The 20,475-nt window shown below is 61.2% G+C and carries 19 protein-coding genes and 1 pseudogene; 8 read left to right on the top strand and 12 right to left on the bottom strand.

The window, feature by feature from the left end; genetic code table 11:
• Nucleotides 1-140: 140 nt before the first annotated feature.
• Nucleotides 141-329: pseudogene (locus tag ACP7BZ_RS15715) on the top strand (transposase domain-containing protein); the annotation flags it as partial.
• 140 nt (nt 330-469) lie between these two features.
• On the opposite strand, the gene wecB reads toward ACP7BZ_RS15715, so the two are convergent.
• Genes wecB through ACP7BZ_RS15670 form a run of 9 tightly spaced genes read right to left on the bottom strand, consistent with a single transcriptional unit; the run spans nt 470 to nt 10,418 of the window.
• Nucleotides 470-1,648, bottom strand: coding sequence for a non-hydrolyzing UDP-N-acetylglucosamine 2-epimerase (gene wecB, locus ACP7BZ_RS15710; RefSeq protein ID WP_426114747.1), 1,179 nt, complete (start codon nt 1,646-1,648; stop codon nt 470-472).
• A 16-nt stretch (nt 1,649-1,664) separates the two neighbouring features.
• Nucleotides 1,665-2,444 (bottom strand): hypothetical protein, encoded by a 780-nt coding sequence (locus ACP7BZ_RS15705; RefSeq protein ID WP_426114745.1) that lies wholly within the window; start codon nt 2,442-2,444, stop codon nt 1,665-1,667.
• Nucleotides 2,441-3,136: a hypothetical protein gene (locus ACP7BZ_RS15700; protein ID WP_426114743.1), complete on the bottom strand. Its 696-nt coding sequence runs from the start codon at nt 3,134-3,136 to the stop codon at nt 2,441-2,443. Before ACP7BZ_RS15700 ends, ACP7BZ_RS15705 begins: the two co-directional genes overlap by 4 nt.
• Complete coding sequence (locus tag ACP7BZ_RS15695; RefSeq protein WP_426114741.1) at nt 3,108-4,259, bottom strand: glycosyltransferase family 4 protein; 1,152 nt, start codon at nt 4,257-4,259, stop codon at nt 3,108-3,110. Before ACP7BZ_RS15695 ends, ACP7BZ_RS15700 begins: the two co-directional genes overlap by 29 nt.
• Nucleotides 4,253-5,374 (bottom strand): DegT/DnrJ/EryC1/StrS family aminotransferase, encoded by a 1,122-nt coding sequence (locus tag ACP7BZ_RS15690; RefSeq protein WP_426114739.1) that lies wholly within the window; start codon nt 5,372-5,374, stop codon nt 4,253-4,255. The genes ACP7BZ_RS15695 and ACP7BZ_RS15690 overlap by 7 nt, the downstream gene beginning before the upstream one ends.
• A 39-nt stretch (nt 5,375-5,413) precedes the next feature.
• Nucleotides 5,414-6,007, bottom strand: coding sequence for an acyltransferase (locus tag ACP7BZ_RS15685; RefSeq protein ID WP_426114737.1), 594 nt, complete (start codon nt 6,005-6,007; stop codon nt 5,414-5,416).
• 1 nt (nt 6,008) lies between these two features.
• Complete coding sequence (locus ACP7BZ_RS15680; RefSeq protein WP_426114735.1) at nt 6,009-7,070, bottom strand: Gfo/Idh/MocA family protein; 1,062 nt, start codon at nt 7,068-7,070, stop codon at nt 6,009-6,011.
• A 9-nt stretch (nt 7,071-7,079) separates the two neighbouring features.
• Nucleotides 7,080-8,408, bottom strand: a complete 1,329-nt coding sequence (locus ACP7BZ_RS15675; RefSeq protein WP_426114733.1) for a nucleotide sugar dehydrogenase — start codon at nt 8,406-8,408, stop codon at nt 7,080-7,082.
• Nucleotides 8,409-8,453: 45 nt separating this feature from the next.
• Nucleotides 8,454-10,418: a polysaccharide biosynthesis protein gene (locus ACP7BZ_RS15670; RefSeq protein WP_426114731.1), complete on the bottom strand. Its 1,965-nt coding sequence runs from the start codon at nt 10,416-10,418 to the stop codon at nt 8,454-8,456.
• 489 nt (nt 10,419-10,907) lie between these two features.
• Here ACP7BZ_RS15670 and ACP7BZ_RS15665 point away from each other — a divergent pair, with 489 nt between their 5' ends.
• The 6 genes from ACP7BZ_RS15665 to ACP7BZ_RS15640 all read left to right on the top strand — a co-directional run bounded on the left by ACP7BZ_RS15665 (nt 10,908) and on the right by ACP7BZ_RS15640 (nt 14,460).
• Nucleotides 10,908-11,072 (top strand): hypothetical protein, encoded by a 165-nt coding sequence (locus tag ACP7BZ_RS15665; RefSeq protein WP_426114729.1) that lies wholly within the window; start codon nt 10,908-10,910, stop codon nt 11,070-11,072.
• Nucleotides 11,073-11,157: 85 nt separating this feature from the next.
• Nucleotides 11,158-11,331 (top strand): hypothetical protein, encoded by a 174-nt coding sequence (locus tag ACP7BZ_RS15660; RefSeq protein WP_426114727.1) that lies wholly within the window; start codon nt 11,158-11,160, stop codon nt 11,329-11,331.
• A gap of 180 nt (nt 11,332-11,511) precedes the next feature.
• On the top strand, nt 11,512-11,889 hold the full coding sequence (locus ACP7BZ_RS15655) for a LiaF transmembrane domain-containing protein (RefSeq protein WP_426114725.1): 378 nt from the start codon (nt 11,512-11,514) through the stop codon (nt 11,887-11,889).
• Nucleotides 11,886-12,581 carry a LiaF transmembrane domain-containing protein gene (locus ACP7BZ_RS15650; RefSeq protein ID WP_426114723.1) on the top strand — a complete coding sequence of 232 codons (696 nt, stop codon included), beginning with the start codon at nt 11,886-11,888 and terminating at the stop codon, nt 12,579-12,581. The genes ACP7BZ_RS15655 and ACP7BZ_RS15650 overlap by 4 nt, the downstream gene beginning before the upstream one ends.
• The gene (locus ACP7BZ_RS15645; RefSeq protein WP_426114721.1) at nt 12,581-13,741 is read left to right on the top strand and encodes a sensor histidine kinase; all 1,161 of its coding nucleotides are present in this window, start codon (nt 12,581-12,583) and stop codon (nt 13,739-13,741) included. Before ACP7BZ_RS15650 ends, ACP7BZ_RS15645 begins: the two co-directional genes overlap by 1 nt.
• Complete coding sequence (locus ACP7BZ_RS15640; RefSeq protein WP_426114719.1) at nt 13,732-14,460, top strand: LytR/AlgR family response regulator transcription factor; 729 nt, start codon at nt 13,732-13,734, stop codon at nt 14,458-14,460. The genes ACP7BZ_RS15645 and ACP7BZ_RS15640 overlap by 10 nt, the downstream gene beginning before the upstream one ends.
• 1 nt (nt 14,461) lies before the next feature.
• Here the strand turns inward: ACP7BZ_RS15640 and ACP7BZ_RS15635 are convergent, their stop codons facing one another.
• The 3 genes from ACP7BZ_RS15635 to ACP7BZ_RS15625 form a co-directional block, all read right to left on the bottom strand.
• Nucleotides 14,462-16,738 (bottom strand): ATP-dependent DNA helicase, encoded by a 2,277-nt coding sequence (locus ACP7BZ_RS15635; protein WP_426114717.1) that lies wholly within the window; start codon nt 16,736-16,738, stop codon nt 14,462-14,464.
• Nucleotides 16,735-18,510: a VRR-NUC domain-containing protein gene (locus ACP7BZ_RS15630; RefSeq protein ID WP_426114715.1), complete on the bottom strand. Its 1,776-nt coding sequence runs from the start codon at nt 18,508-18,510 to the stop codon at nt 16,735-16,737. Before ACP7BZ_RS15630 ends, ACP7BZ_RS15635 begins: the two co-directional genes overlap by 4 nt.
• A gap of 84 nt (nt 18,511-18,594) precedes the next feature.
• Nucleotides 18,595-19,341: a hypothetical protein gene (locus tag ACP7BZ_RS15625; protein ID WP_426114713.1), complete on the bottom strand. Its 747-nt coding sequence runs from the start codon at nt 19,339-19,341 to the stop codon at nt 18,595-18,597.
• 106 nt (nt 19,342-19,447) lie between these two features.
• Here ACP7BZ_RS15625 and ACP7BZ_RS15620 point away from each other — a divergent pair, with 106 nt between their 5' ends.
• Entirely contained in the window at nt 19,448-20,257 is an 810-nt protein-coding gene (locus tag ACP7BZ_RS15620; protein WP_426114711.1) for a M15 family metallopeptidase, read from the top strand.
• Nucleotides 20,258-20,475 lie beyond the last annotated feature (218 nt).

The raw sequence follows: 20,475 nt of genomic DNA, 5'->3' as shown, positions 1-20,475 counted from the left end.
TCCTGCAAGGGCTGTGATTATGCGAAGTTGCATCGTCGCTACGGAGCGACGCGACCACGGAGCTGACATCCACGACGTGACGTCGACTTCGCATAAGCGCCGACTTCGCCTTATTCTTGTTATGAGATGCTCCGCATAACAAGAAGAACTGGCTGTTCGCTGGCTCGGAACGCGCCGGCCGCCGCGCTGCCGCCATCCAGAGTCTGTTCGCTACCGCCAAGCTCAACGGGCTTGAGCCGGCGCGCTGGCTGGCCATCGTACTGGAACGTCTCCCGACGTGCCCCAACAGCCAGATTGATTCGCTGCTGCCATTCCCCGACTTTACTTAGCGCTAAACAGGCTGTACAGGTGGGGCCGCTGGCCGCTTACGCTGAACTGCGTTTTCCTAAAACCGCTTTGGTAACTGATTCCATCCGCCAGAATAAATCGGCGCTTCCCCAAGTCCGCAACCGGCGATGAGCGCTTGGATTTAATGCGCGCTATGGATCTGCTGACGAATCTGCAGGACAGGCAGCGCGCGGCTTCGCCTGCTTGATGCATCAGTCAGGTCGCCTTCGAGGCGGTTGACAATATGCTCTGCAGCCTTGCCATCCCCATATGGAGAGATTGCAGTGCCACGCGAACCGAGGGCTGCGCACAAACTGGCCAATATTGCGGACGCATTTCCCGGTAGCGCCAGCCGGTTCCAGCCAGCGTCGACCAGTTCTGTCCATTCCGTCTCGCTGCGCAGGGTCACACACGGAACTTGATAAAAAAACGCTTCCTTTTGTACGCCACCTGAATCGGTGGCAATGATCGCTGCGTATTTTTCCAATTGCACCATGTCGAAATAAGCGAGTGGCTCGATCAAGAGGACACAGGCGGCCAGGCGCTCGAGCGCGCCAAGTTGGCTCAGCGCCGTACGGGTGCGCGGGTGAAGCGGGAAAACGACAGGCATTTGTTTGCTAAACATGGCCAAGGCGTCGACGATATCGTGCAGCCGCTCGGGATGGCAAGTGCTCTCTGCCCGGTGAACAGTTGCAAGGCAGTAGTTACCGGGATATATGCCATAACGCTCCCTGAACTCTCCCAATAGTCCTGCGTCAGAACGGCAGCGCTCGCCGTGTCTTAGAGCAACGTCGAACATGACGTCGCCAACGACCGAAATGTTTGTCGGGTTGGCCCCCTCACGTTCCAGATGGGCGGCGGCGCCCCTGGTGGGAGCAAATAGCCATCGACTCACGCGGTCTGTCAGGATGCGATTGATCTCCTCAGGCATGGCCATATTAAAAGATCGCAAACCCGCTTCAACGTGCGCGACAGGGATGTCCAGTTTAGCGGCGGCAAGCGCGCCTGCCAGAGTTGAATTGGTGTCGCCGTACACCATGACGACATCGGGTGCCTCAGTGCGCAATATCTGGTCGACTTCGATCAACATGCGACCTGTCATTGTCCCGTGTGATCCACCATGGATGTTGCAGTGATAGTCAGGCTTGCGCAGGTCCAATTGTTCAAAAAAAACATCAGACATATTTGCATCGAAGTGCTGGCCAGTGTGCACGATGACTTCTCGCAAAGACTGCGAGGCCGCGATGGCGGTAGAGACCGCGCTGGCCTTGATGAACTGCGGGCGGGCGCCCAACACCGTGAGAATTTTGTGAATTTGCATCGCTGGTTCCTCTGTCTCACCAGGTTACTGACTGGTGAAGGCGTGAAAGATTTTCTTTGGTGTTCTCGGTCCAGTTGGTTTCGAATTGGCGCGGGTGAGTCAGCAGGTAAATTCTTGCATGCCGACCCAGTGCCACGCGTGGCGCCATCGGATAAAAATATTGGGGATGGGGACGATCCGATATATAGATGTCGGTGTTCGTCATGAGTGCGGCGTCATAGGCTTCGCAAGTGATACCGCAGTGCGCGCGGACCGCTGCGTCGCTTAGAATGATCGTGTTGTGCAATTTTAAACGACGGTTCGCAAAATCGCCGTGACTGGCGACGGTCGTCATTTTTTTACCCAGGGTCCTTTCGATCGAGTCAAAATTCGAGATGAATTCATCCTTGATCTCGGCGAGACGGTTTAGAACCTCCGCCGGTTGCTTGATGCGATTGCGCTTGGCGAACGTTGCCAGCTCTTCGTAATGATAGCTCGCTTCACTGCCATACGATTCAATTTCGTCCATCAGCGAAAAATCGAGCGTCGACAGTCTAAAGTAGAAACTCGAGCGCACTTGATGCCGCTTTTCAATCTCAAACAGCTTGCGGGCAGTACGCAGATCCGTATCGATATCGTGGCGATGGACAAGCACGCAGGTGTTTGCTGAGTCAATCTGCTGCAAGTCTTGTAAAAAGTCGCGCACCGACAACTGGCTGTACCCTGCATCTGCTGCGGCGCAAAGAACCGACTCATGCTCAGCAAGCTTGGACGGCATCGCATAATCACTGTAAATCCGGTCGAGCAGCTTCTTCATTGGAGACTGTAGCGTGCACGGTAGGGTGAGAAACCAAGCGCAGTTTTAAACGATTTCAAGCCAGCACTTGCGCCGAAATAGGTGTCATACATGAGGTAGTCCATCTCGCCACTGTCAATCAGGCGACAGATGATTTCGCTGACCATCAAATACATGATGCCGTCGTTATTGCGTACACCGATGATGCGATTGAATGCAGCAAAATTGCCCCACATCCCGACTTCGCCGTAAGCTACCAGTTTCCCGGCCCCATTCAGGGTGCCGTAGTATTTGTAATTGCGCTCGGCAAGGTAGTGGTGCTGCTTTTGCAGATATGAATCCGACATGCTTTTGCCCTGACGTACAGGCACCGAATTGTTGATGGAGTGGATGTCGTCGACATAGTCGTTGCGGTCAATTTCGACCACCCGATAGCCGCGAGCGCGAGCGCGACGGACTTTTTGGTCGGCTGAATTGCGTCCCTTAATACTCGCCAGGTACTGGTCGCCGACTGGGAACCGGGTCAAGTCGACCAGTGCTGCACCGAGGGTTTTGTTTCGGATAATAAAATAACGTGGGTGTCGCTTGGTAAAGTGCTTGAAAATTTGCTCGACGTTGCCAGGGTCCCGTGCGACCTGAAACACCAGTCGGGCCGTTGGCAAGCGTGAAATTGTGCGGGCAAGTTCAAGCAGCGACGCGAATTTTGTTTGCATGCGCAATTGCTCCGTAAAATTCAAGTAAGCGGGTCGCTTGCGGCGCCCAATTGTAAGTTGCCATGACGGCGCGCCGGCCGTTGGCGCCCATCTGGCAGGCCACTTTCGGGTGTGCTGCAAGGTAGTCGATCGCTTCGGCAATGGCCTTTACATCGAGCGGATCGACGCAGATGCCACAGTGTTCCGCTTCAATGATCGATCGCCAGAGTGGAAAATCGGAGGCAATGACGGGGATGCCAGCTGCCATGTATTCGAACATTTTTACCGGTAGCGCCTCAATATAGTTGCTGGTCGGGTGAAGGGTGACCAGACCCGCGATAGCGCGTGCCATCACACGCCGAACCCCTGCGCGATCGAGGTGACCGTGCATGTCGACCTGCTGCCACCCGGGCAGGCTGCGCATTTCTGTTTGTAGTTTTGATTCGGAAAAATTGCCCGCTAAACTCAGACGGGTGGACGATTGCAGCATCACGCATGCTTGCACCAGTTCGCGGATACCGCGCGTGGCGCCCAAGCCGCCCACGTAGCACACTTCGCGCGCCTTGTCGTTCCAGTCGGCGCTGCCGTCGAACTCGGCAGGCAAGGGATAATTGCTGACGTCGACGGTGCGCGGATTGATTTTCAGGAATTTGTCGCGGATGCTGGGCGTGGCTGCAACGATGCCATCCAATGTGGCGCAGACGCGCTGCTCAAAACGACCAAAGGATCGCGACAACAGCCAGCGTAACGGTGGTGAAAGATAGGGTTTGCTGAGCAGCTGCTTGGGTAGGTCTTCGTGAGCGTCAAAAATCACGATTTTCCCCAGTCGCTTCAGGCGCAGTCCAATCGGGATCAGTTCGGGATCGTGCAGATGATAGATATCACCATCGATCGCGCACGCGCGCCTGAACACCGAACCGCCTGTCCGCAGCATTCTTTGCAAGCGACTGGCCGGCCGCCCGACATCGTGAATACTGACGCCGTCGACGACGGCGTCACCGTTACCATCGGCGACCACCAGCGAGACCTGATAAGCATGGTGCGCCAGCGTGCGGCACTCTTTGACAAAAATTCGTGTGTCGCCACGGCCATGCACCGAGGTCAGGTGAACCACCTTGAGGGCGGCGAATGCGGATGTCAGCATGTTATTGTCGATGCCTCGCCAGGCGATTCAATGCGCGCCGCCCTTAGCAGTGCAAAGGCGACATCATCGACGTCCCCAGCGGACATGTAGGGACCCATCGGCACACTCATAACGTGTTGCGCGAGACGACAGGCAACCGGGCATTCATCCGAGCTCAGGTGTCGGTATGCAGGCTGCCGGTGAATCGGGACTGGATAGTGGACAGCGGTGGGGATACCAGATGCGAGCAGCTCCGCCTGCACGCGCTCACGCTGCTCAACCATGACCGTGTACTGGGCGAAGGCGCTGTGGCGGTCAGGTGCACGTCCGACCAGATTGATGCGGCCGGACAGCAAGGCGTCGTAGCGGGCAGCCAGTCGGGTACGTTGTTCAAGTTCCCATTCGAAGCGGTCGAGCTTGGCCAGGACAACTGCGCATTGCAAGGTGTCCATGCGGCCGCCCACGCCGATGCGGGTGTGTACGTAACGGCGTGCCTGTCCATGGACGCGGATTTGGCGCATCGCCGTAGCCAGTTCGGTATCGTTGGTGAAGATGGCGCCGCCATCACCGTAGCAGCCCAGCGGTTTGCTGGGGAAGAAGCTGGTGCAACCGATGGTGGAGAGATTGCAGCTGCGTCTGCCCCGGTATGTTGCGCCGAAACTCTGGGCGGCATCTTCAATGACTGCCAGTTGATGACGGCCGGCAATCGCGTTGATTTCTTCCATGTCGGCCGGTTGGCCGAACAATGAGACCGGCATGATGGCGCGCGTGCGAGAGTTGATCTTGTCTTCGACGAGGGCAGGGTTAATGTTGCAGGTAACGGCATCGACATCGACAAAGACGGGCGTGGCGCCGACCAGCACGACGGCTTCGGCAGTGGCAATAAAGGAGAACGGCGTGGTAATGACTTCATCGCCGGCGCCGATGCCAAGTGCCATCAGCGCGATGATCAGTGCTTCGGTACCGGACGCGACGGTGATGCACTCTTGGGCGCCGGTAAATCGCGCCAGGCGCTGTTCGAGCTCAGCCACTTCTGGTCCCATGATGTAGTGCCCGTGATGGAGGACCTGGGCAATGCGCTGGTCGATCAGCGCGCGCGACGCCTGATATTGGGATTGGAGATCGATGAATTCCATGATGAATGCGCTTTTTCGTGGTCAAAGGTTGGGCAGCTGTCAAATTGAAACGGCTTGGGCGTCGCTGAGCAGCTGGCAGCGTCCATGTCGGATGAGGTACAGCTCGCCCGTATGGGGGCAGAGCGCGCTGCCATCAGGCGAGAATGCAAGTCGTTCGCCGTGGCGGCCCATCCAGCCAATCTGGCGCGCAGGTACGCCCGCCATCAGGGCGTAGTCGGCTACATCGCGGTTGACCACGGCACCTGCTGCAATAAACGCATACTGCCCAATGCTGACGCCGCAGATCACGGTGCAGTTGGCACCGAGCGTTGCACCGCGTCCAACCCGGGTGGGCCGATATTCGTTCTTGCGGGTTACTGCCGCGCGCGGGTTGTACACATTGGTAAAGACCATGCTGGGACCGCAGAAGACGTCGTCGTCAAGCACCACGGCGTCGTACACGGAGACATTGTTTTGGATCTTGACGCGGTCGCCAATCAGAACGTCGCTGGCCACAAACACGTTCTGGCCGAGCGAACAGCCGGCGCCGATGCGCGCACCGCTACAGACGTGGGCGAAGTGCCAGACCCGTGTTCCGTTGCCGAGAACGGCACCGGCGTCGACGATCGCGCTGGGGTCGATGATCGGGGCCATGTCAGTATTCCAGTGGCAGGGCAACGCGCTTGCCATCGCGCGCGGACATGTAGGCGGCGACCAGCACTTCCAGTGATTTGAGTCCTTCGCGCCCGTCGGTTTCCGCTTCGGCCTGACCGCGCAAGGTGGCGATCACGTTGTCGTAATACAGGGGGTGGCCGAAGCCGTAGACCGAGTTCGTCTGATAGCTTGCCTGGTCAACCTTGTCGTCGTCAGCGTCGGGCTTGGCGAACTCCCACTGCTGTACCTCGTTGACGGCGACGCCGCCGATGCGTACGGAACCATGTTCCCCCAGGATGGTGATCGAGCCTTCGAGGTTGCGCGGGTAGGTCAGCATGGTGACATTCATGGAACCGAGTGCGCCATTACGCCAGCGGATCGATAGCACGCCCGTATCTTCCACTTCGATGTCGCGGGCGAGCGTGGCGGTATAGGCTTGCAGGCTTTCGACTGGGCCAATCAGCCAGTCGATCAGGTCGACGTAATGACTGGCTTGATTCATGAATGCGCCGCCGTCGTACTCCCATGTGCCGCGCCACCGGGCACTGTTGTAGTACGCGTCCGGACGCGTCCAGAAGACATTCAGGTTGACCATGTAAATGCGACCGAATCGGCGCTTTTCCACCGCACGTTTGAGCAGCTGAAGGGTGGCGTTACGACGGTTTTGCTTGACCACGAACAGCCGTACACCGGCGCTGTCGCAGGCGCTGACCATGCGCTTGCCATCTTCCCAGCGTGTCGCCATCGGCTTTTCGGTGATCACATGGCGACCGGCAGCGGCGATCTGCACGGTTTGTTCAGCGTGCAAGCCCGACGGAGTACAGACGATGACGGCATCGGCGTCGCAGCCGGCCAGCATCGCCGCCAGGGTCGGGAAGGCGGTGCTGCCCGTGATCGACGCTGCTTCGGCGAGCCGGCCGCGGTCGATGTCGCACACGCCGACCAGCTCACAGCGATCACTGTGCTGGGCGATGGCGCCAAAATGGTTTGTTGCGATGCGGCCACAGCCGACCAGGGCGAAGCGAATTTTGCGGTCCAGTATGGCGGGGGGGAAGTTGCGCATGACGGTTCCTCAGGCTTTGACGACATTGGGCAAGGCGTGCTTGTAGACACCGCGCGTATCGATGATCAGGCGCGCATGCTTGGCGATGAGCGCATAGTCGAAGGCGCTGTGACTGGTGGCGATCAAGACCAGATCGTAGGTCGCCAGGCTGTGCGCGCTCAGTGCGACACTGGACAAGTCGAAATGGTGCTCACGCATGCGCGGAAACACTGGTACGTGGGGATCGGAGTAATCGACCAGCGCACCCTTGTCGCGCAAGATTTCCATCAGTTCGACCGAGGGTGATTCGCGCATGTCTTCGACGTCCTGTTTGTAGGCGATGCCGAGCACCAGCACGCGGCTACCTTTGACCGAGCGTGCACGGGCATTGAGTGCATCGGTGAGCTTGCCGACCACCCAGTGCGGCATCTCGCTATTGATTTCGCCTGCCAGTTCGATGAAGCGGGTGTGCAGGCCGTACTGACGGGCTTTCCAGGTGAGATAGAAAGGGTCGATTGGAATGCAGTGGCCGCCTAAACCAGGACCGGGATAGTAGGCGGTAAAGCCGAACGGCTTGGTGGCGGCAGCGCGGATGACCTCGTGGATGTCGATGTTCATGCGGTCGGCGATAATTTTCATCTCGTTGACCAGGCCGATGTTGACGGCACGGTGGATGTTCTCCAGCAGCTTGGTCAATTCCGCTGCCCGGGTGGAGCTCACTGGCACCACCTGATCGATGGCCGGGCCGTACAGCGATAAGCCCGCTTGCAGGCAAGCAGGCGTGGAGCCGCCGCAGACCTTCGGAATGGTGCGCGTTTCAAAGCGGGAATTGCCGGGGTCTTCGCGCTCGGGCGAGAACACCAAAAAGACGTTCACACCGACAGTCAAGCCGCGCGCTTCCAGGCGCGGGCGCAGTTCTTCCTCGGTGGTGCCGGGATAGGTGGTGCTTTCGAGCGATAGCAACTGCCCCACGCGCATGTGCGGCAGCAGGGCATCGGTGGTGCCGAGCACGAAGGACAGATCGGGCTCGCGATAGGCGTTCAAGGGGGTAGGCACGCAAATGATCAGTGCATCGGCCTCGGCCGCGCGGCGGAAATCGCTGGTGGCTTCAAAGCCGGCGGCGCGCGCAGTGGCGATCTGGTCAGGCTTGATGTGTTCGATATAGCTGGCACCAGCATTCAGGCGCGCCACCTTGGCCTCGTCGATATCGATGCCAAGAACGCGAAAGCCGACGGCAGCGTAGCGCAGGGTCAGGGGCAAGCCGACGTAGCCGAGGCCAACAATGCCGATCACGGCACTGCGGTCGGCAAATCTTGCTTGTAATTTTTCTAAACAAGTTTTTGGTACTTCGTCACGCATGAGATCGCCTCCGTCGGCTATTGCAAAAAACGTTGAACAGCTAAATCAAATTCTGAAAGCAGCCAGCCGCTTTAATAAAGGCTGCTTGCTCAGTTCCGATGAAATCAAGATCTGTTTTGGTTCCATCGGACGCTGTGGCGTGTATTCTGGAACGATCGCTTTGACCATCGATTCGATCATGGTGCGATCATTGGTATCGCATGCCATCATCAGGCAAGTGATATACGTTTCCAGAATGGCGGGCCGCAGGGCATGTTCTTTCATGCGCATGATGCGGGTATGTTCGCTAGGGAATACTTCGCCATCGGTTAATAATTCCTCATTCAGCTTCTCGCCTGGAAATAAACCGACATATTTAATGGCAATATCGCCTTCCGGATGGGCGCTGGTTTTTTCTTTTAAGCCGGACATCACAATCATGGTGCGGGCCAGGTCGGCAATGCGTACGGGGTCGCCCATGTCGAGAACAAAGACGTCGCCCCCTTCGGCCATGGCGCCGGCCTGTATCACCAGTTGGGCGGCCTCGGTGATAAGCATGAAATAGCGCGACACATCGGGATGGGTAATCGTCAGGGGCCCGCCCTGTGCAATCTGGCGCTGGAACAATGGAATGACGGAACCTGATGATCCCAGCACATTGCCGAAACGGACCATGCAAAACGTCGTGCGGGTGGCAAAGCGGGCGGCGGCGGCCTGGAAAATCATTTCGGCAATGCGCTTGCTGGCGCCCATGATGTTGGTGGGGCGCACCGCCTTGTCGCTCGAGATGAGAACGCAGGTATCGACCTTGAAGCGTTCCGCCGCCGTGGCGATGACCTGTGCGCCCAGGACGTTGTTGCGCAGTCCTTCGACGATATTGGCTTCCACCAGGGGGACGTGTTTGTAGGCGGCAGCGTGATAAATGGTGTGGATATGATCTCGCCGCAAGATACGTTCGACCAGGCTGGCATTGCAGACTGAGCCCAGATGCGCTTCAATGGCGATACCTGGAAAGCGGCTTTCGAGTTCCTGCCGCACGGTGTACAAGGCGAATTCAGAGTGGTCGAGCAGGTGCAGGCGGCTGGGCGCCAGGGTGACGATCTGGCGACACAGTTCGCTGCCGATCGAGCCGCCAGCGCCCGTCACCAGCACCGTTTTGCCGCGCACGCAGCGGCTGAACAGGTCGACCCGCGGCGGCACCGGCGGGCGGCCCAGCAAATCTTCGAATTTCAGTGCACGGATGGCCTCTGGATGTTGCCGGCCATGGTCGGCAAGGTCGACCAGACGACTGAGGATTTTGGTGGTCACGCCAGCGTCGGCGAGGCGTTGAACAATATCGCGCAGACGCGCCGGCGACACCGAGGGAAGGGCGATGACAATCGAGCGTATGCACATGGCGTTGACCATTTCTACCAAGCGGTCGGTGTGAAAGACGCGCAGGCCGGCGATCGTACGTTCGTTCAAGACGTGCTTTTCGTCGAAGAAACAGACCGGGCGGTATTCGTTGCTGGTGCGCATGGTCAGCGCCAGGCTGGCGCCCGTTTCGCCCGCGCCATAGATCGCTACCGCATCGCGTGCCGGTGGACTCATGAGCTTGCGCAAGAAGTTGCGCACCATAATGCGGGAGGCCACCACGTAAGAAAACACGATGAACCAATAAATGGCGAGCACGCTGCGGGGGAATTTTTCGTCGTTAAGGGCAAACAGCACGATGTAGACGCAGATGGCGGCAATTGCCAAGGTGAAGCCGGTGACGGCCAGCATGCGCTGGTCGATGAAGCGGATCACCGCGCGGTACAGATCAGACATGGAGAATGCGGCGATGGTGACCACGGCGACGAGTAAATAGGATGCTGGGCCGTAATGAGTTGCTAAAGAAAAATCGCCCACCCTTAATAACATGGCGATCAGAATACAAAAAGGCAGCGCCAACAAATCAGCGATCACCATGATGGTAATTTTTGTTCCGCGGTGCATTGATATAATATCTGCACAGAATTGGCGCATCGCTGAAGTTGAAATGCCGGTCATGGTAATTCCTGCTCGAAATTTCGTTGATGCGGCTTGGCAATCGAATTAGTTAGCCGCTCATTGCTATCTGTCGGAGTATTATTCAATTTATTTCCCATGGTAGATTTGATAATGCTCAACCAGTCAATTCGACGGTTTTTATCGTCCCATTTAGTAATATTAGGAAATTTTATATTCGAAAATTTCTGATTCGAAATTGCGGAAATGACTTTCCACGTGCATAAAAATGTCGCATCGAATTGAGGCGTGTGAACGGTGTATTCGGCCTGTTTATCGTAAGAATGGTTTATCACGATTGTCGAAAAATGCAGTGCTGCGTGCGGCAACGAACAGTAGACCCTGGGTTTGCCACCTAAGATGGCTTTGCGTGAGTGGCGCCCTGGCTTCGGTCGGCGATCACCTCAGCAGGTGAGCCGGTCGCCTCAAGGACCGGCACCAGATTCCAGCCGGCGCGCAGCGCCGGCCTAACTAGCGGCAACGGAGGCTTCTATGTCTACCATCATCCAACCACCCAAGCAGCTTGTGCGGGCCTACCTGGAACAGCGCAAGCGGGCCGGGTCGCCGCCGCCGACGCCGGAAGAAATCCGCCGCCAACTGGGATGGGGTTTGATGATGTCCGACTTTAAGCTGGCCCCCAGTCGCGGGTCCTGCTAAGGCACCCGCACGCCGCCATCGGTGGCCGGCGCCAGCGCAGGGTGGTCAACGTTCCTTCATCTAAAACGTCAACAGGAGAATCAGCATGACCAAATGCATCGGTAACAAAGACGAGGCCCATCAACGTGGCAAGGCCGAGAAGAAAGACATCAAACGCAGCAACAAGGCGCGCGAACTGATCAAGCAAGCGATTGCCAAAGCCAAGTATTACAAGCAGGTCAAGAACCAGCCAGGCGAGCTGCTACTGCCTCCTGCCTGATCGTTTGATCGCTGCCCCATCAGCCCACCCCGGTAACGCGGTGGGCTTTTTTGCGTCGCTGCAGCGGCAGTGGCCGACGGTGGCGTCGTTCACCGGGTGCTGGCGCGCCTTGGCCGAATGGCGCTTTGCTGCAGCGCCGTCCCGCGCTACAGTAGGCGCATTCTTTTCAGGGAGAGCGCGATGGATAGCAAGCAGGCTTATCACTGGCGAAAACAATTATTATGGGGATTGCTGTTGATCGTGGTGGGCGGTGCCTTGCTGTCCGATCAACTCGGCTACCTCAGCATCTTTGACCTGTGGCACTACTGGCCGTGGCTGCTGGTGGCCGGCGGTGTGATCAAGATGATCGGCTACCCGACGGCGAAGGATTTCATCGGCGGCCTGTGGCTGGTGGTGATCGGCGTCTGGCTGTTTGCCAATGTGGAGCATATGTTTGGCATCGACTTCGACAACAGCTGGCCCTGCCTCATTATTGTCTGGGGCATTATCCTGATTCTCAAGCCCTTCATCCGCGACCGCTTCGCGGCCAACCTGCCCAACCGGGATCGACTGCCATGAAGACCGAATTGCAAACAAAAAACGTATCGCGCCAGCTCATTCTGGGCATCCTGGTGATCGGCGTGGGCATGCTGTTCCTTGCCGATAACCTGGGCTGGTGGGATTTCCCCAAAGTGCTGCAATTCTGGCCCCTGATCTTCATCGGGCTTGGCGTGCTCAAGCTGGTCGACAGCCGCCGCAGCGAAGGCTATCTGGTTGGCGCCGCGCTGGTTGGCATCGGCGTCATGATGATCCTGCATCGCCTCGGCGTGATCTACTTTAACTGGCGCATGGTGTGGCCAGTGCTGCTCATCGCACTGGGCGCGGCGACGGTGTACCGGGCAGTGGGCGGGCGGCCGGTAGCCGGAGCGGCGCTGGCGGCATCCGATGCGACCATCGCTATTTTCGCCATCCTGGGCGGCTTCGAACGGCGCATCATCTCGCCCGTCTTTGCTGGCGGCGAAGTCACGGCCATCATGGGTGGCTGCGCACTCGACCTGCGCAACTCGTCGATCGTCGGCGAGGCAGTTATCAACGTGTTTGCGGTGTGGGGCGGGGTGACCCTGAAAGTGCCGCCCGACTGGACCGTCATCTTGCAGGGCACCCCGATCATGGGCGGCTTTGTCGAGAAAACGGTGGCGCCGGCTGACGCCAGCAAGCGCCTGGTGGTGCGCGGTATCACCGTCATGGGTGGCCTCGAGGTGAGAAACTGATGGAGACGGCGCTGCCGGCCACGCCGCCCGCCGAAGTCGGCGCGCTATTCGGCCGCTTCGGTCTGGCGCTGTTAATTCCAGTGTGGGCGCTGGTGGCGACCGTGCTGGCACTGCTGACGCGCTTTGCCTGCGACACCGGCTGGAGCAACGGCGCGCTGTTCGCCATGCCGCCCATGCTGCTGTATGCGTTTGCCTGCAGCTTCTCGACCTACTATATGTGCCGTGCCTGGCCGCTGACGCAGCGCCGTGGCATCGTTACCGCCGCCGTACTGCTGTCGGCTGCGGTACTGGCCGGTGCTGGCTGGACGGCGCTGGCGGCACTATGGAATATGCTGCTGATCACCTTTGAGCTGCCCTGGGCCGGGCTGGCCGCCGCGCGCCCGGCGCTGGCGCTGATGTTCGTCAGCGATGTCATTTTGTTCGCGCTGGCGGCATTGGGGCACTACCTTGCCATTGAGCTGGCGCGCGTGCGGGCGTCCGAGCAGCGCGCGATGGCAGCGCGACTGATGGCGCAGGATGCCCAGTTGCGCATGCTGCGGGCGCAAATCGATCCGCATTTCCTGTTCAACAGCCTCAATTCGATCAGCGCCCTGACCAGCCTCGATCCGGCGGCGGCACGGGCGATGACGATCAAGCTGGCCGATTTTTTCCGCCACACCCTGTGCACGGAGGCGGGGCGCAAGACCACCCTGGCAGCGGAGCTGGCATTGACGCTCGACTTCCTGGCGATCGAACAGGTGCGCTTTGGTGCACGCCTGCGCATTGAGCAGGCGGTATCGCCGGCGGCGTCAGCGTGCCTGCTGCTGCCGATGATCCTGCAGCCGCTGGTGGAAAACGCCGTCAAGCATGGCATTGGCAAGCGCATCGAAGGGGGTGTGGTGCGGATCGAAGCGCAGAAGATCGGCTCGTGCCTGCGCCTGTCGGTAGAAAACCCGGTGGACACTGAAGCCGCACACGATCGCGCTGGCAGTCGCCCGGCTGGCCGCGGCATGGGCCTGGCCAATGTGCGCGAGCGTCTTGTCACCGCTTACGGCGAGCAGGCAGCGCTGCACTGGGGGATGCGGGCGCAGGGTTTTCGGGTCGAACTGAGCATGCCGGCCGAGACCGGCGATGGCGCCAGCAGCGTCGACATCGACAGCGGACTGCCAGCATGCGCGTGATGATCGTCGACGACGAGCCGCTGGCGCGCGCACTGCTGCGCGAATATCTGGCCGCGCACGCTGACATCGACATCGTCGCTGAATGCGTGAATGGCTTCGAGGCAGTCAAGGCGATTGCGGAATGCAAGCCCGACCTGGTGTTCCTCGATATCCAGATGCCGAAACTCGATGGCTTTGAAGTGGTGGAACTGGCCGGCGCCGCCACCAGCTACGTCTTCGTCACCGCCTTCGACCAGTTTGCCCTGAAGGCGTTTGACGTGCGCGCCATCGATTACCTGCTCAAACCATTTAGCGCCCAGCGCTTCGACGCGGCACTGGCGGCGGCGCGCACGGCGCGCCCTGCTGCCGCCGCGATCGGCGCCGTGCTGCGCGACGTTCGCCAGCACGGCGGCCCGCTGGAACGCGTACTCATTCGCGACGGCAGCCGTGTGCACGTAATTGCCAGCGCCGATATCGCGCTGGTCGAAGCACAGGACGATTACATCGAAATTAGCGCCGAGGGCAAGCGCTGGCTGAAGCACCAGCCACTGGCGGAGCTCGAAGCGCAGCTCGATCCAGCGCGCTTCGTGCGGGTGCACCGCTCCTATCTGGTGAACCTGGCGAAGATCGCCCGCATCGAAACGCTGAGCAAAGACAACCACGTGTGCGTGCTGGACGACGGTCGCCAGGTGCCGCTCAGTCGCTCCGGCCAGCACAAGCTGCGCGGGCGGCTCGCTTAAATCAACTGGCAGTGAGCGCAGCCGCATCCAGCCCCCACCAGCGCGGCAGCAGGGCCTGCACGTCGGCCTGGGCGAAGCGGTCATCGATCAGGTAGACCACGCCGCGGTCGCCGTCGCTGCGGATCACGCGACCGGCGGCCTGCACCACCTTTTGAATGCCGGGGAACAGATAGGTGTAGTCATAGCCGGCGCCAAAGGTGGTCTGCATGCGCTGGCGCAGCTGTTCATTGATCGGGTTCATTTGCGGCAGCCCGAGGGTGGCGATGAAGGCGCCGATCAGGCGTGCGCCCGGTAAATCAATGCCTTCGCCGAAGGCGCCACCGAGCACGGCGAAACCGACGCCGCTACCGTCGACGGCAAAGCGCGCCAGGAAGGCGGCACGCTCGCTCTCGTCCATGCGGCGCTGCTGGCGCCAGACCGGCACCTCCTGGTAGAGCGTGGTAAACGCCTGCGCCACCTGTTCGAGGTAATCGAAGCTGCTGAAAAACGCCACGTAGTTGCCGGGCCGGGCCGCAAACTGGCGCGCGATCAGCGCGGCAATCGGCGTCACCGAGCGCGCCCGGTGCGCAAAGCGGGTCGAGATGTGGCTGGCCACGTGCACTTGCAGGTGGGTGCGGGAAAACGGCGATTCGACGTCGATGAAGGCACTGTCGGCCGGCATGCCGAGGGCATCACTGTAATAGTGCCAGGGACTGAGGGTGGCAGAAAACAGTGCGCTGGCATGGGCAAAGGCAAAGCGCGGCTGCAGAAACGGCGCCGGTACGAGATTGCGGATGCAGACAGTCGAGCCATTGCTGTCGTTGCTGACGTCGAACAGCGAGTGATCGCCAAACGATTCGGCCAGGCGGCCAAATTGCAGGGCGTCGAAATAAAAACGCTGCAGCGCCGGCGCCGGCAGTACCGGCTGCTCGGCCAGATAGTCGGTGATATCGGTGGCGGCGCTTTGCAGGTGGCTTAGCAGCTTGGCCGGCAGCGCATCGAGCACCTGGTAGGGCGCGGCGGCCTGCTTTTCCAGCGCCGACCAGCTGCGCGCGACGCGCTCCAGGCTTTGTTTGAGCGCCGGTGGCGCCACCGCACGCGCCGCCCGCAGGCTGGCGCGCGCCAGCTCGCCGGTGTACATCGAACGGGCCCGGGCGACCAGGTTGTGCGCTTCGTCAACCAGCACGCTGACCTTCCACTGATGGGCCGTCGCCAGCGCGTACAGCATGGCGCTACTGTCGTAATAATAATTGTAGTCGCCGACGATGACGTCGCTCCAGCGGGCCATTTCAGTGCCCAGATAATACGGGCAGACGTCGTGCGCCAGCGCGGTGGCGCGCAAGGTGGCGCGGTCAAGTACCGCCAGTTCGCTGGCAGCCTGGCGGGCGGCCGGCAAACGGTCGTAAAAGCCGCGCGCCAGCGGGCAGGCATCGCCATGGCAGGCCTTGTCCGGGTGTTCGCAAGCCTTGTCGCGCGCGCACAGTTCCAGCACGCGCAACGGCAGGCCGGGGGCGGCAATGGTGTGCAGGGCGTCGAGCGCCAGCTGGCGCCCCGGAGTCTTGGCCGACAGGAAGAACACCTTGTCGATCTTCTGGGTGGGCACCGCCTTGAGCACGGGGAACAGGGTGCCCACTGTCTTGCCGATGCCGGTGGGCGCCTGCGCCAGGACGCAGCGGGCGGCGCTGTTGGCGCGAAAAATCGTCTCTGACAGCTGGCGCTGGCCGGGCCGAAACGATGGATGGGGAAAGCGCAGTGCCAGCAGGGCGGCGTCGCGCGCCTGCCGGTGCGCCGCTTGCTGCGCTGCCCAGCCGACGAAGCGCTCGCACAGCAAAGCAAAGTGCTGCGCCAGTTCGGCGGCGCTGGCACTGGCGCGCACCAGCGTCTCGCTGTGGCTGCCGATGTCGAAATACACCAGGGCCAGCTCGATTTGCTCAAGGCCACGCTGCTGGCATAGCAGGTGAGCGTAGACGCGCAGCTGGGCCCAGTGCAAATGGCGGTGGCGCGCCGGCATGCGCTCGAGCTGTCCGCGGTAGGTCTTGATCTCTTCGAGCAGGTTGTGGGCCGGATCATAACCGTCGGCGCGGCCGCGCACCAGCAGGGCGCCGTAACGGCCGCTCAGGCTCACTTCGGTCTGGTAGCCGTCGGCGCGATTTTTTGTCACAACAGCGTGGCCGGCGATGCCTTCCTGGGCGCTCGGTGAGGGCGTGAATCGCAGGTCGAGATCACCCGCCTTGGCGGTAAATTCGCACAGTGCGCGCACGGCGACGACGTAGTCGACCGCAGCGTCATCCTCGGTCATGGCCGCTCCAATCGGTCAGCCCACTGCACGTAGCATACCGCCACCGGCAGCTGGTGTTCGGCGCAGTAGTCCAGCCAGCGCAGCTGGTTGTCCTGCAAGCGGTCGCCCGGTCCCTTCACTTCGATCATGCGGTAGCGCCGCTGCTGCGGCCAGAACTGGATCAGGTCGGGCAGGCCGCTGCGGTTTGCCTGCAGGTCGACCAGCATGCGCTCGAACAGGCGTTTCAGGTGCAGCGGGGCGATGCAGGTCAGCGCCAGCTCGAGCAGCGCGGTGTCGAGAAAATCCCAGTTGACGAAGGGGCAGGCGATGCCGTGCTTGGCGGCGAAGGTGGTGCGCATGGTGGTCAGGTAGGCATCGCTGTCGAGTTGTTCGAGGCAGGCGGCGAACTGGCTGGCGCGGCGGGCGACGAAGTCGGCGCTGTACAGATCGACGGGGGCGCGATGAAACGGGTGGAAGAAGGCGCCCGGGATGGCGCAAAACACGGCGCGCCAGCAAAGCAGCCCGAACAGGGCGTTGATCAGCGCATTTTCGACATAGCGCACGGGCGCCTCGGCACTGGCGAGCTGATCGCGCACCAGGCCCTCGACCCACCAGCCGGGCGCTGGCTGCGGCAGGCGCAGATCGATGCGCGCTGGCGCCGGCACCTTCGGTGCACGGCTGCACGGTAAACCCAGCTGGCGACACAGGCGCGGAGCGATGCGCAGCAGTTGCTGGCGTTCGGCCTGGCTTTCGGGGGCCCGTAACGCCGTTTTTAACAGTGCATGGGCGGCGCCGTACTGGCGGGTTTTTTCCAGCACACGCACGGCGCGCGCTCGGGCGCCGGGAAACCGGCAGCGCGCATAGACGGGGTAAGCGGCGTCGAACTGGCCGGTTTTTTCCAGCTGTTGCGCCAGTTGGAACAGCAGCCGTTGGTGCCGGCTGTCGAGCCAGTCATTTTCAAACGGCGTTTGCGGCAGGCGCAGCAGGATATCGGCTGGCGCCCCGCCGGCCCGAAAATCTTGCTTGGCCTGGTGCAGTTCGATGTAGCGGTCGACGTCGGCGCTGCTGCGAAAGCCGCGCGATGCGCTCGGCATGTCGACCAGTTCGTAGCGCACCAGACCAAGGTCGGAGAGGACCAATTCGGTCCAGTCTTGCCTGAAATTGCCAAAGAAAATCAGGCGCAGGCGTTCGCACAGAGGCTTGACGCGCACCCGCAGCACGCCATCGCCAGTGCTTGAACTGCCGCCCAGCCATGCCGAAAAGCGGCGCGCCCCGGCGCCGCTGTCGCGCAGCGTGGCCAGCTGTTCGCTTTTGCGCAGGGTATGCCAGCCGCGGCGCTCGAAGCACAGGCCCAGCTCGGCTTTCGAGCACAACCCGAACAACTGCTCGATCGACAACAGCGGATCGGTCTCGAGCCAACCGGCCTCGAGCAACTGGCGGCTGGCGGCCAGCGGACAGCCGATTTCATCATAGGCCAGTTTGTTGAGGCGAAACAGCTCGCCTTTGCGCATGATCATGCGCACCAGCAGGGCGCGCGCTGGCTGTGGCAGGGCGCCGAAGCGCGCGATAAAGCCGGCCTCATCGGCTGACAGCAGATCGCTGTAGCGGCTGTTGATCCAGTCCAGCACGCGCTGGAAATTATCGAGGTAATACAGCGCGCCGCCAGGCATGGCCGGGCCAGACGGGGGAGCGACGTCGGTGGTAGGAGAAGGGCCGAGGACCTCAGCGGCGCCGGCCGGCGGGCTGTAGTTCGCTGCGGCAGGCGCCGGGGCGCTCGCTGCTGTACTGTGCATGCATACAGTATATCGCAGCGCGCTCTCTGCACCGAGAGAAATTCGAGCGGGCGCACCAACAACGTAGCGCGATAGCCGGTTAGCTTAGTGGGCCGCCTGCAGCAGGGCGGGCAGGGGACCCGACCACGTGCAATTCTTGTCAACGCGACATTTTGCCTCGGCTTTGGCGCGCTCGGCACTGTGGCGGGGCGCATGCAGCAGAATGGCCGACAGCAGGGCAACGTCGGTGTCATTGGCAGCATCCTGGCCGTTGACGGGTGGTGGTGGCGGGGTGCCAGGGCGCTCGGCTGCGCGCGCCGTTGCCGCTTGCATCCCCTTGGCTACCGGTGCCGGGCGCGTCCGCGTTGTGCGCGCTGCAACGTGCGGCGCGGGCGCGGCGGGCGCCTGTTCGACGACGTCGGCCAGCATGGGCAGGACCGGGATCGGTTCGAGTGAAGCGGCCTCGCGCTGTGGGTCGACGGCCGCCAGCGCCGCTGCCGGCGCGACTTCAGGGCGCGGCGCGAGTGCCGCTTCGACCTCGGCCTGGACTTGCGCTTCGACCTGCGCGGCCGCCTGCGCTTCCAGCGATGGCTCAGCCGGCGCTGGCGCACTGGCAGCTGGCGCTGCATCGCTGATCGGGGTCGCCACCATCAACGGCGCGCCGCGCTGACTTTGCGCGCGCTCTGGCCGCATGCTCAGCAGCAGCGCCGCCGCCAGCCCCAGCGCCGCCAGCGCTGTGCCAGTCCACGCGGCCCTGGCGGCGTGCGGCCAGCGCGCCCGGGCGCCATTGCCGCTGCGGTCGAGGCGCGCCAGGATGTTGTCGCTGCCGCCCACGCGTTTTGTTGTTGCCATAAAGTTGGGGCGTGTGGACGGTGTTTGATGTTCGTCTGTGGGGCGCACGGCATGACTCCTAAGATTGGCCTTCGTATTCCGATTAGAAACAAAAGCGGGAGAAGCCATGCTGATCTTGATCGCACTTGTGTATCTTATTTTGGCCTGCAGCGCCATCTGGATGGCACTGTTTCCCGCCGGCCGCCAGTTCGCCGGGCAGCTCGCCAGCGCCGTCGGCCGCTGGCGCCTGCCGCGGCTGCGCCTGCCCAGTCTGCAGCAACCGCGGCGCTGGTGGCAGCACCTGCGCCAGGCGATCGTTCGCCATCGCTGGCTGTGCGCCGCCGCCGCGGTGGTGGTGCTGGTGCCGACCTTGCTGGCCATTGGTCTGAGCCATCCGGGCATGTTGCCGGGCTTTGAAACCAGCCAGGCCGCGCCCGACGCCCAGATTGCCGCCTTGCTCGAAGGCGAACAGTTGATGCCACCAGCGCCGCTGCCGCCGCTGGCGTTCACCACGGCGGAAGTCACGCTGGTGCGGCCGATGCTGGTCGACGCCAGCCGCAACTGGCAGATGCTCGATGCCCAGTTCAGACAGCGTTTGCTGCTCGCTTTCAAGATCATGAAAGAAAAACACGGCTACGAGATGGCCTTGCTGGAGGGCTACCGCAGTCCGGCCCGTCAAAACCTGCTCGCCAGGATGGGCAGCAATGTGACGAATGCGCGCGCCTTTCAAAGCTGGCATCAATACGGCCTGGCTGCCGACTGCGCCTTTTGGCGCGATGGCAAGCTGGTGATTTCCGAAAAAGATCCCTGGGCCATGCGCGGCTATCAGCTGTACGGCGACGTGGCGGAAGCGCTGGGACTGACTTGGGGCGGGCGCTGGACCATGATGGATTTTGGGCACACCGAATTGCGCGTCAAAGGGGTCATGCATCCATAGCGGGTGGGGCCGGTTGCTACTGCTTGCTGCCGGTGAGCGCTGCGCCCGATTTGCCACAGTCAACAGGCCGCCTGGCCACTGGCGGCGCCCGGTTTGTGATGGCGCAAATTTGGGCTGCCTCAACGATGCCAACATTGCCTGCCGGATTTTAATTAACTCGGATCTTCAATCACTCAGATGTTTATTCACTGAGACCTTCATTGACTCCCGACTGTGAG

This window comes from Massilia sp. PWRC2 (assembly GCF_049896725.1).
Classification (GTDB): Bacteria; Pseudomonadota; Gammaproteobacteria; order Burkholderiales; family Burkholderiaceae_D; genus JAFCUW01.
Note: the sequence above shows the minus strand (reverse complement) of the source record. Positions and strands in the feature narration are given on the sequence as shown.

Excerpts from the sequence above, each read along its gene's own strand:
- wecB (WP_426114747.1), bottom strand. The coding sequence starts at position 1,648 with ATGCAAATTCACAAAATTCTCACGGTGTTGGGCGCCCGCCCGCAGTTC.
- ACP7BZ_RS15705 (WP_426114745.1), bottom strand. The coding sequence starts at position 2,444 with ATGAAGAAGCTGCTCGACCGGATTTACAGTGATTATGCGATGCCGTCC.
- ACP7BZ_RS15700 (WP_426114743.1), bottom strand. The coding sequence starts at position 3,136 with ATGCAAACAAAATTCGCGTCGCTGCTTGAACTTGCCCGCACAATTTCA.
- ACP7BZ_RS15695 (WP_426114741.1), bottom strand. The coding sequence starts at position 4,259 with ATGCTGACATCCGCATTCGCCGCCCTCAAGGTGGTTCACCTGACCTCG.
- ACP7BZ_RS15690 (WP_426114739.1), bottom strand. The coding sequence starts at position 5,374 with ATGGAATTCATCGATCTCCAATCCCAATATCAGGCGTCGCGCGCGCTG.
- ACP7BZ_RS15685 (WP_426114737.1), bottom strand. The coding sequence starts at position 6,007 with ATGGCCCCGATCATCGACCCCAGCGCGATCGTCGACGCCGGTGCCGTT.
- ACP7BZ_RS15680 (WP_426114735.1), bottom strand. The coding sequence starts at position 7,070 with ATGCGCAACTTCCCCCCCGCCATACTGGACCGCAAAATTCGCTTCGCC.
- ACP7BZ_RS15675 (WP_426114733.1), bottom strand. The coding sequence starts at position 8,408 with ATGCGTGACGAAGTACCAAAAACTTGTTTAGAAAAATTACAAGCAAGA.
- ACP7BZ_RS15670 (WP_426114731.1), bottom strand. The coding sequence starts at position 10,418 with ATGACCGGCATTTCAACTTCAGCGATGCGCCAATTCTGTGCAGATATT.
- ACP7BZ_RS15665 (WP_426114729.1), top strand. The coding sequence starts at position 10,908 with ATGTCTACCATCATCCAACCACCCAAGCAGCTTGTGCGGGCCTACCTG.
- ACP7BZ_RS15660 (WP_426114727.1), top strand. The coding sequence starts at position 11,158 with ATGACCAAATGCATCGGTAACAAAGACGAGGCCCATCAACGTGGCAAG.
- ACP7BZ_RS15655 (WP_426114725.1), top strand. The coding sequence starts at position 11,512 with ATGGATAGCAAGCAGGCTTATCACTGGCGAAAACAATTATTATGGGGA.
- ACP7BZ_RS15650 (WP_426114723.1), top strand. The coding sequence starts at position 11,886 with ATGAAGACCGAATTGCAAACAAAAAACGTATCGCGCCAGCTCATTCTG.
- ACP7BZ_RS15645 (WP_426114721.1), top strand. The coding sequence starts at position 12,581 with ATGGAGACGGCGCTGCCGGCCACGCCGCCCGCCGAAGTCGGCGCGCTA.
- ACP7BZ_RS15640 (WP_426114719.1), top strand. The coding sequence starts at position 13,732 with ATGCGCGTGATGATCGTCGACGACGAGCCGCTGGCGCGCGCACTGCTG.
- ACP7BZ_RS15635 (WP_426114717.1), bottom strand. The coding sequence starts at position 16,738 with ATGACCGAGGATGACGCTGCGGTCGACTACGTCGTCGCCGTGCGCGCA.
- ACP7BZ_RS15630 (WP_426114715.1), bottom strand. The coding sequence starts at position 18,510 with ATGCACAGTACAGCAGCGAGCGCCCCGGCGCCTGCCGCAGCGAACTAC.
- ACP7BZ_RS15625 (WP_426114713.1), bottom strand. The coding sequence starts at position 19,341 with ATGGCAACAACAAAACGCGTGGGCGGCAGCGACAACATCCTGGCGCGC.
- ACP7BZ_RS15620 (WP_426114711.1), top strand. The coding sequence starts at position 19,448 with ATGCTGATCTTGATCGCACTTGTGTATCTTATTTTGGCCTGCAGCGCC.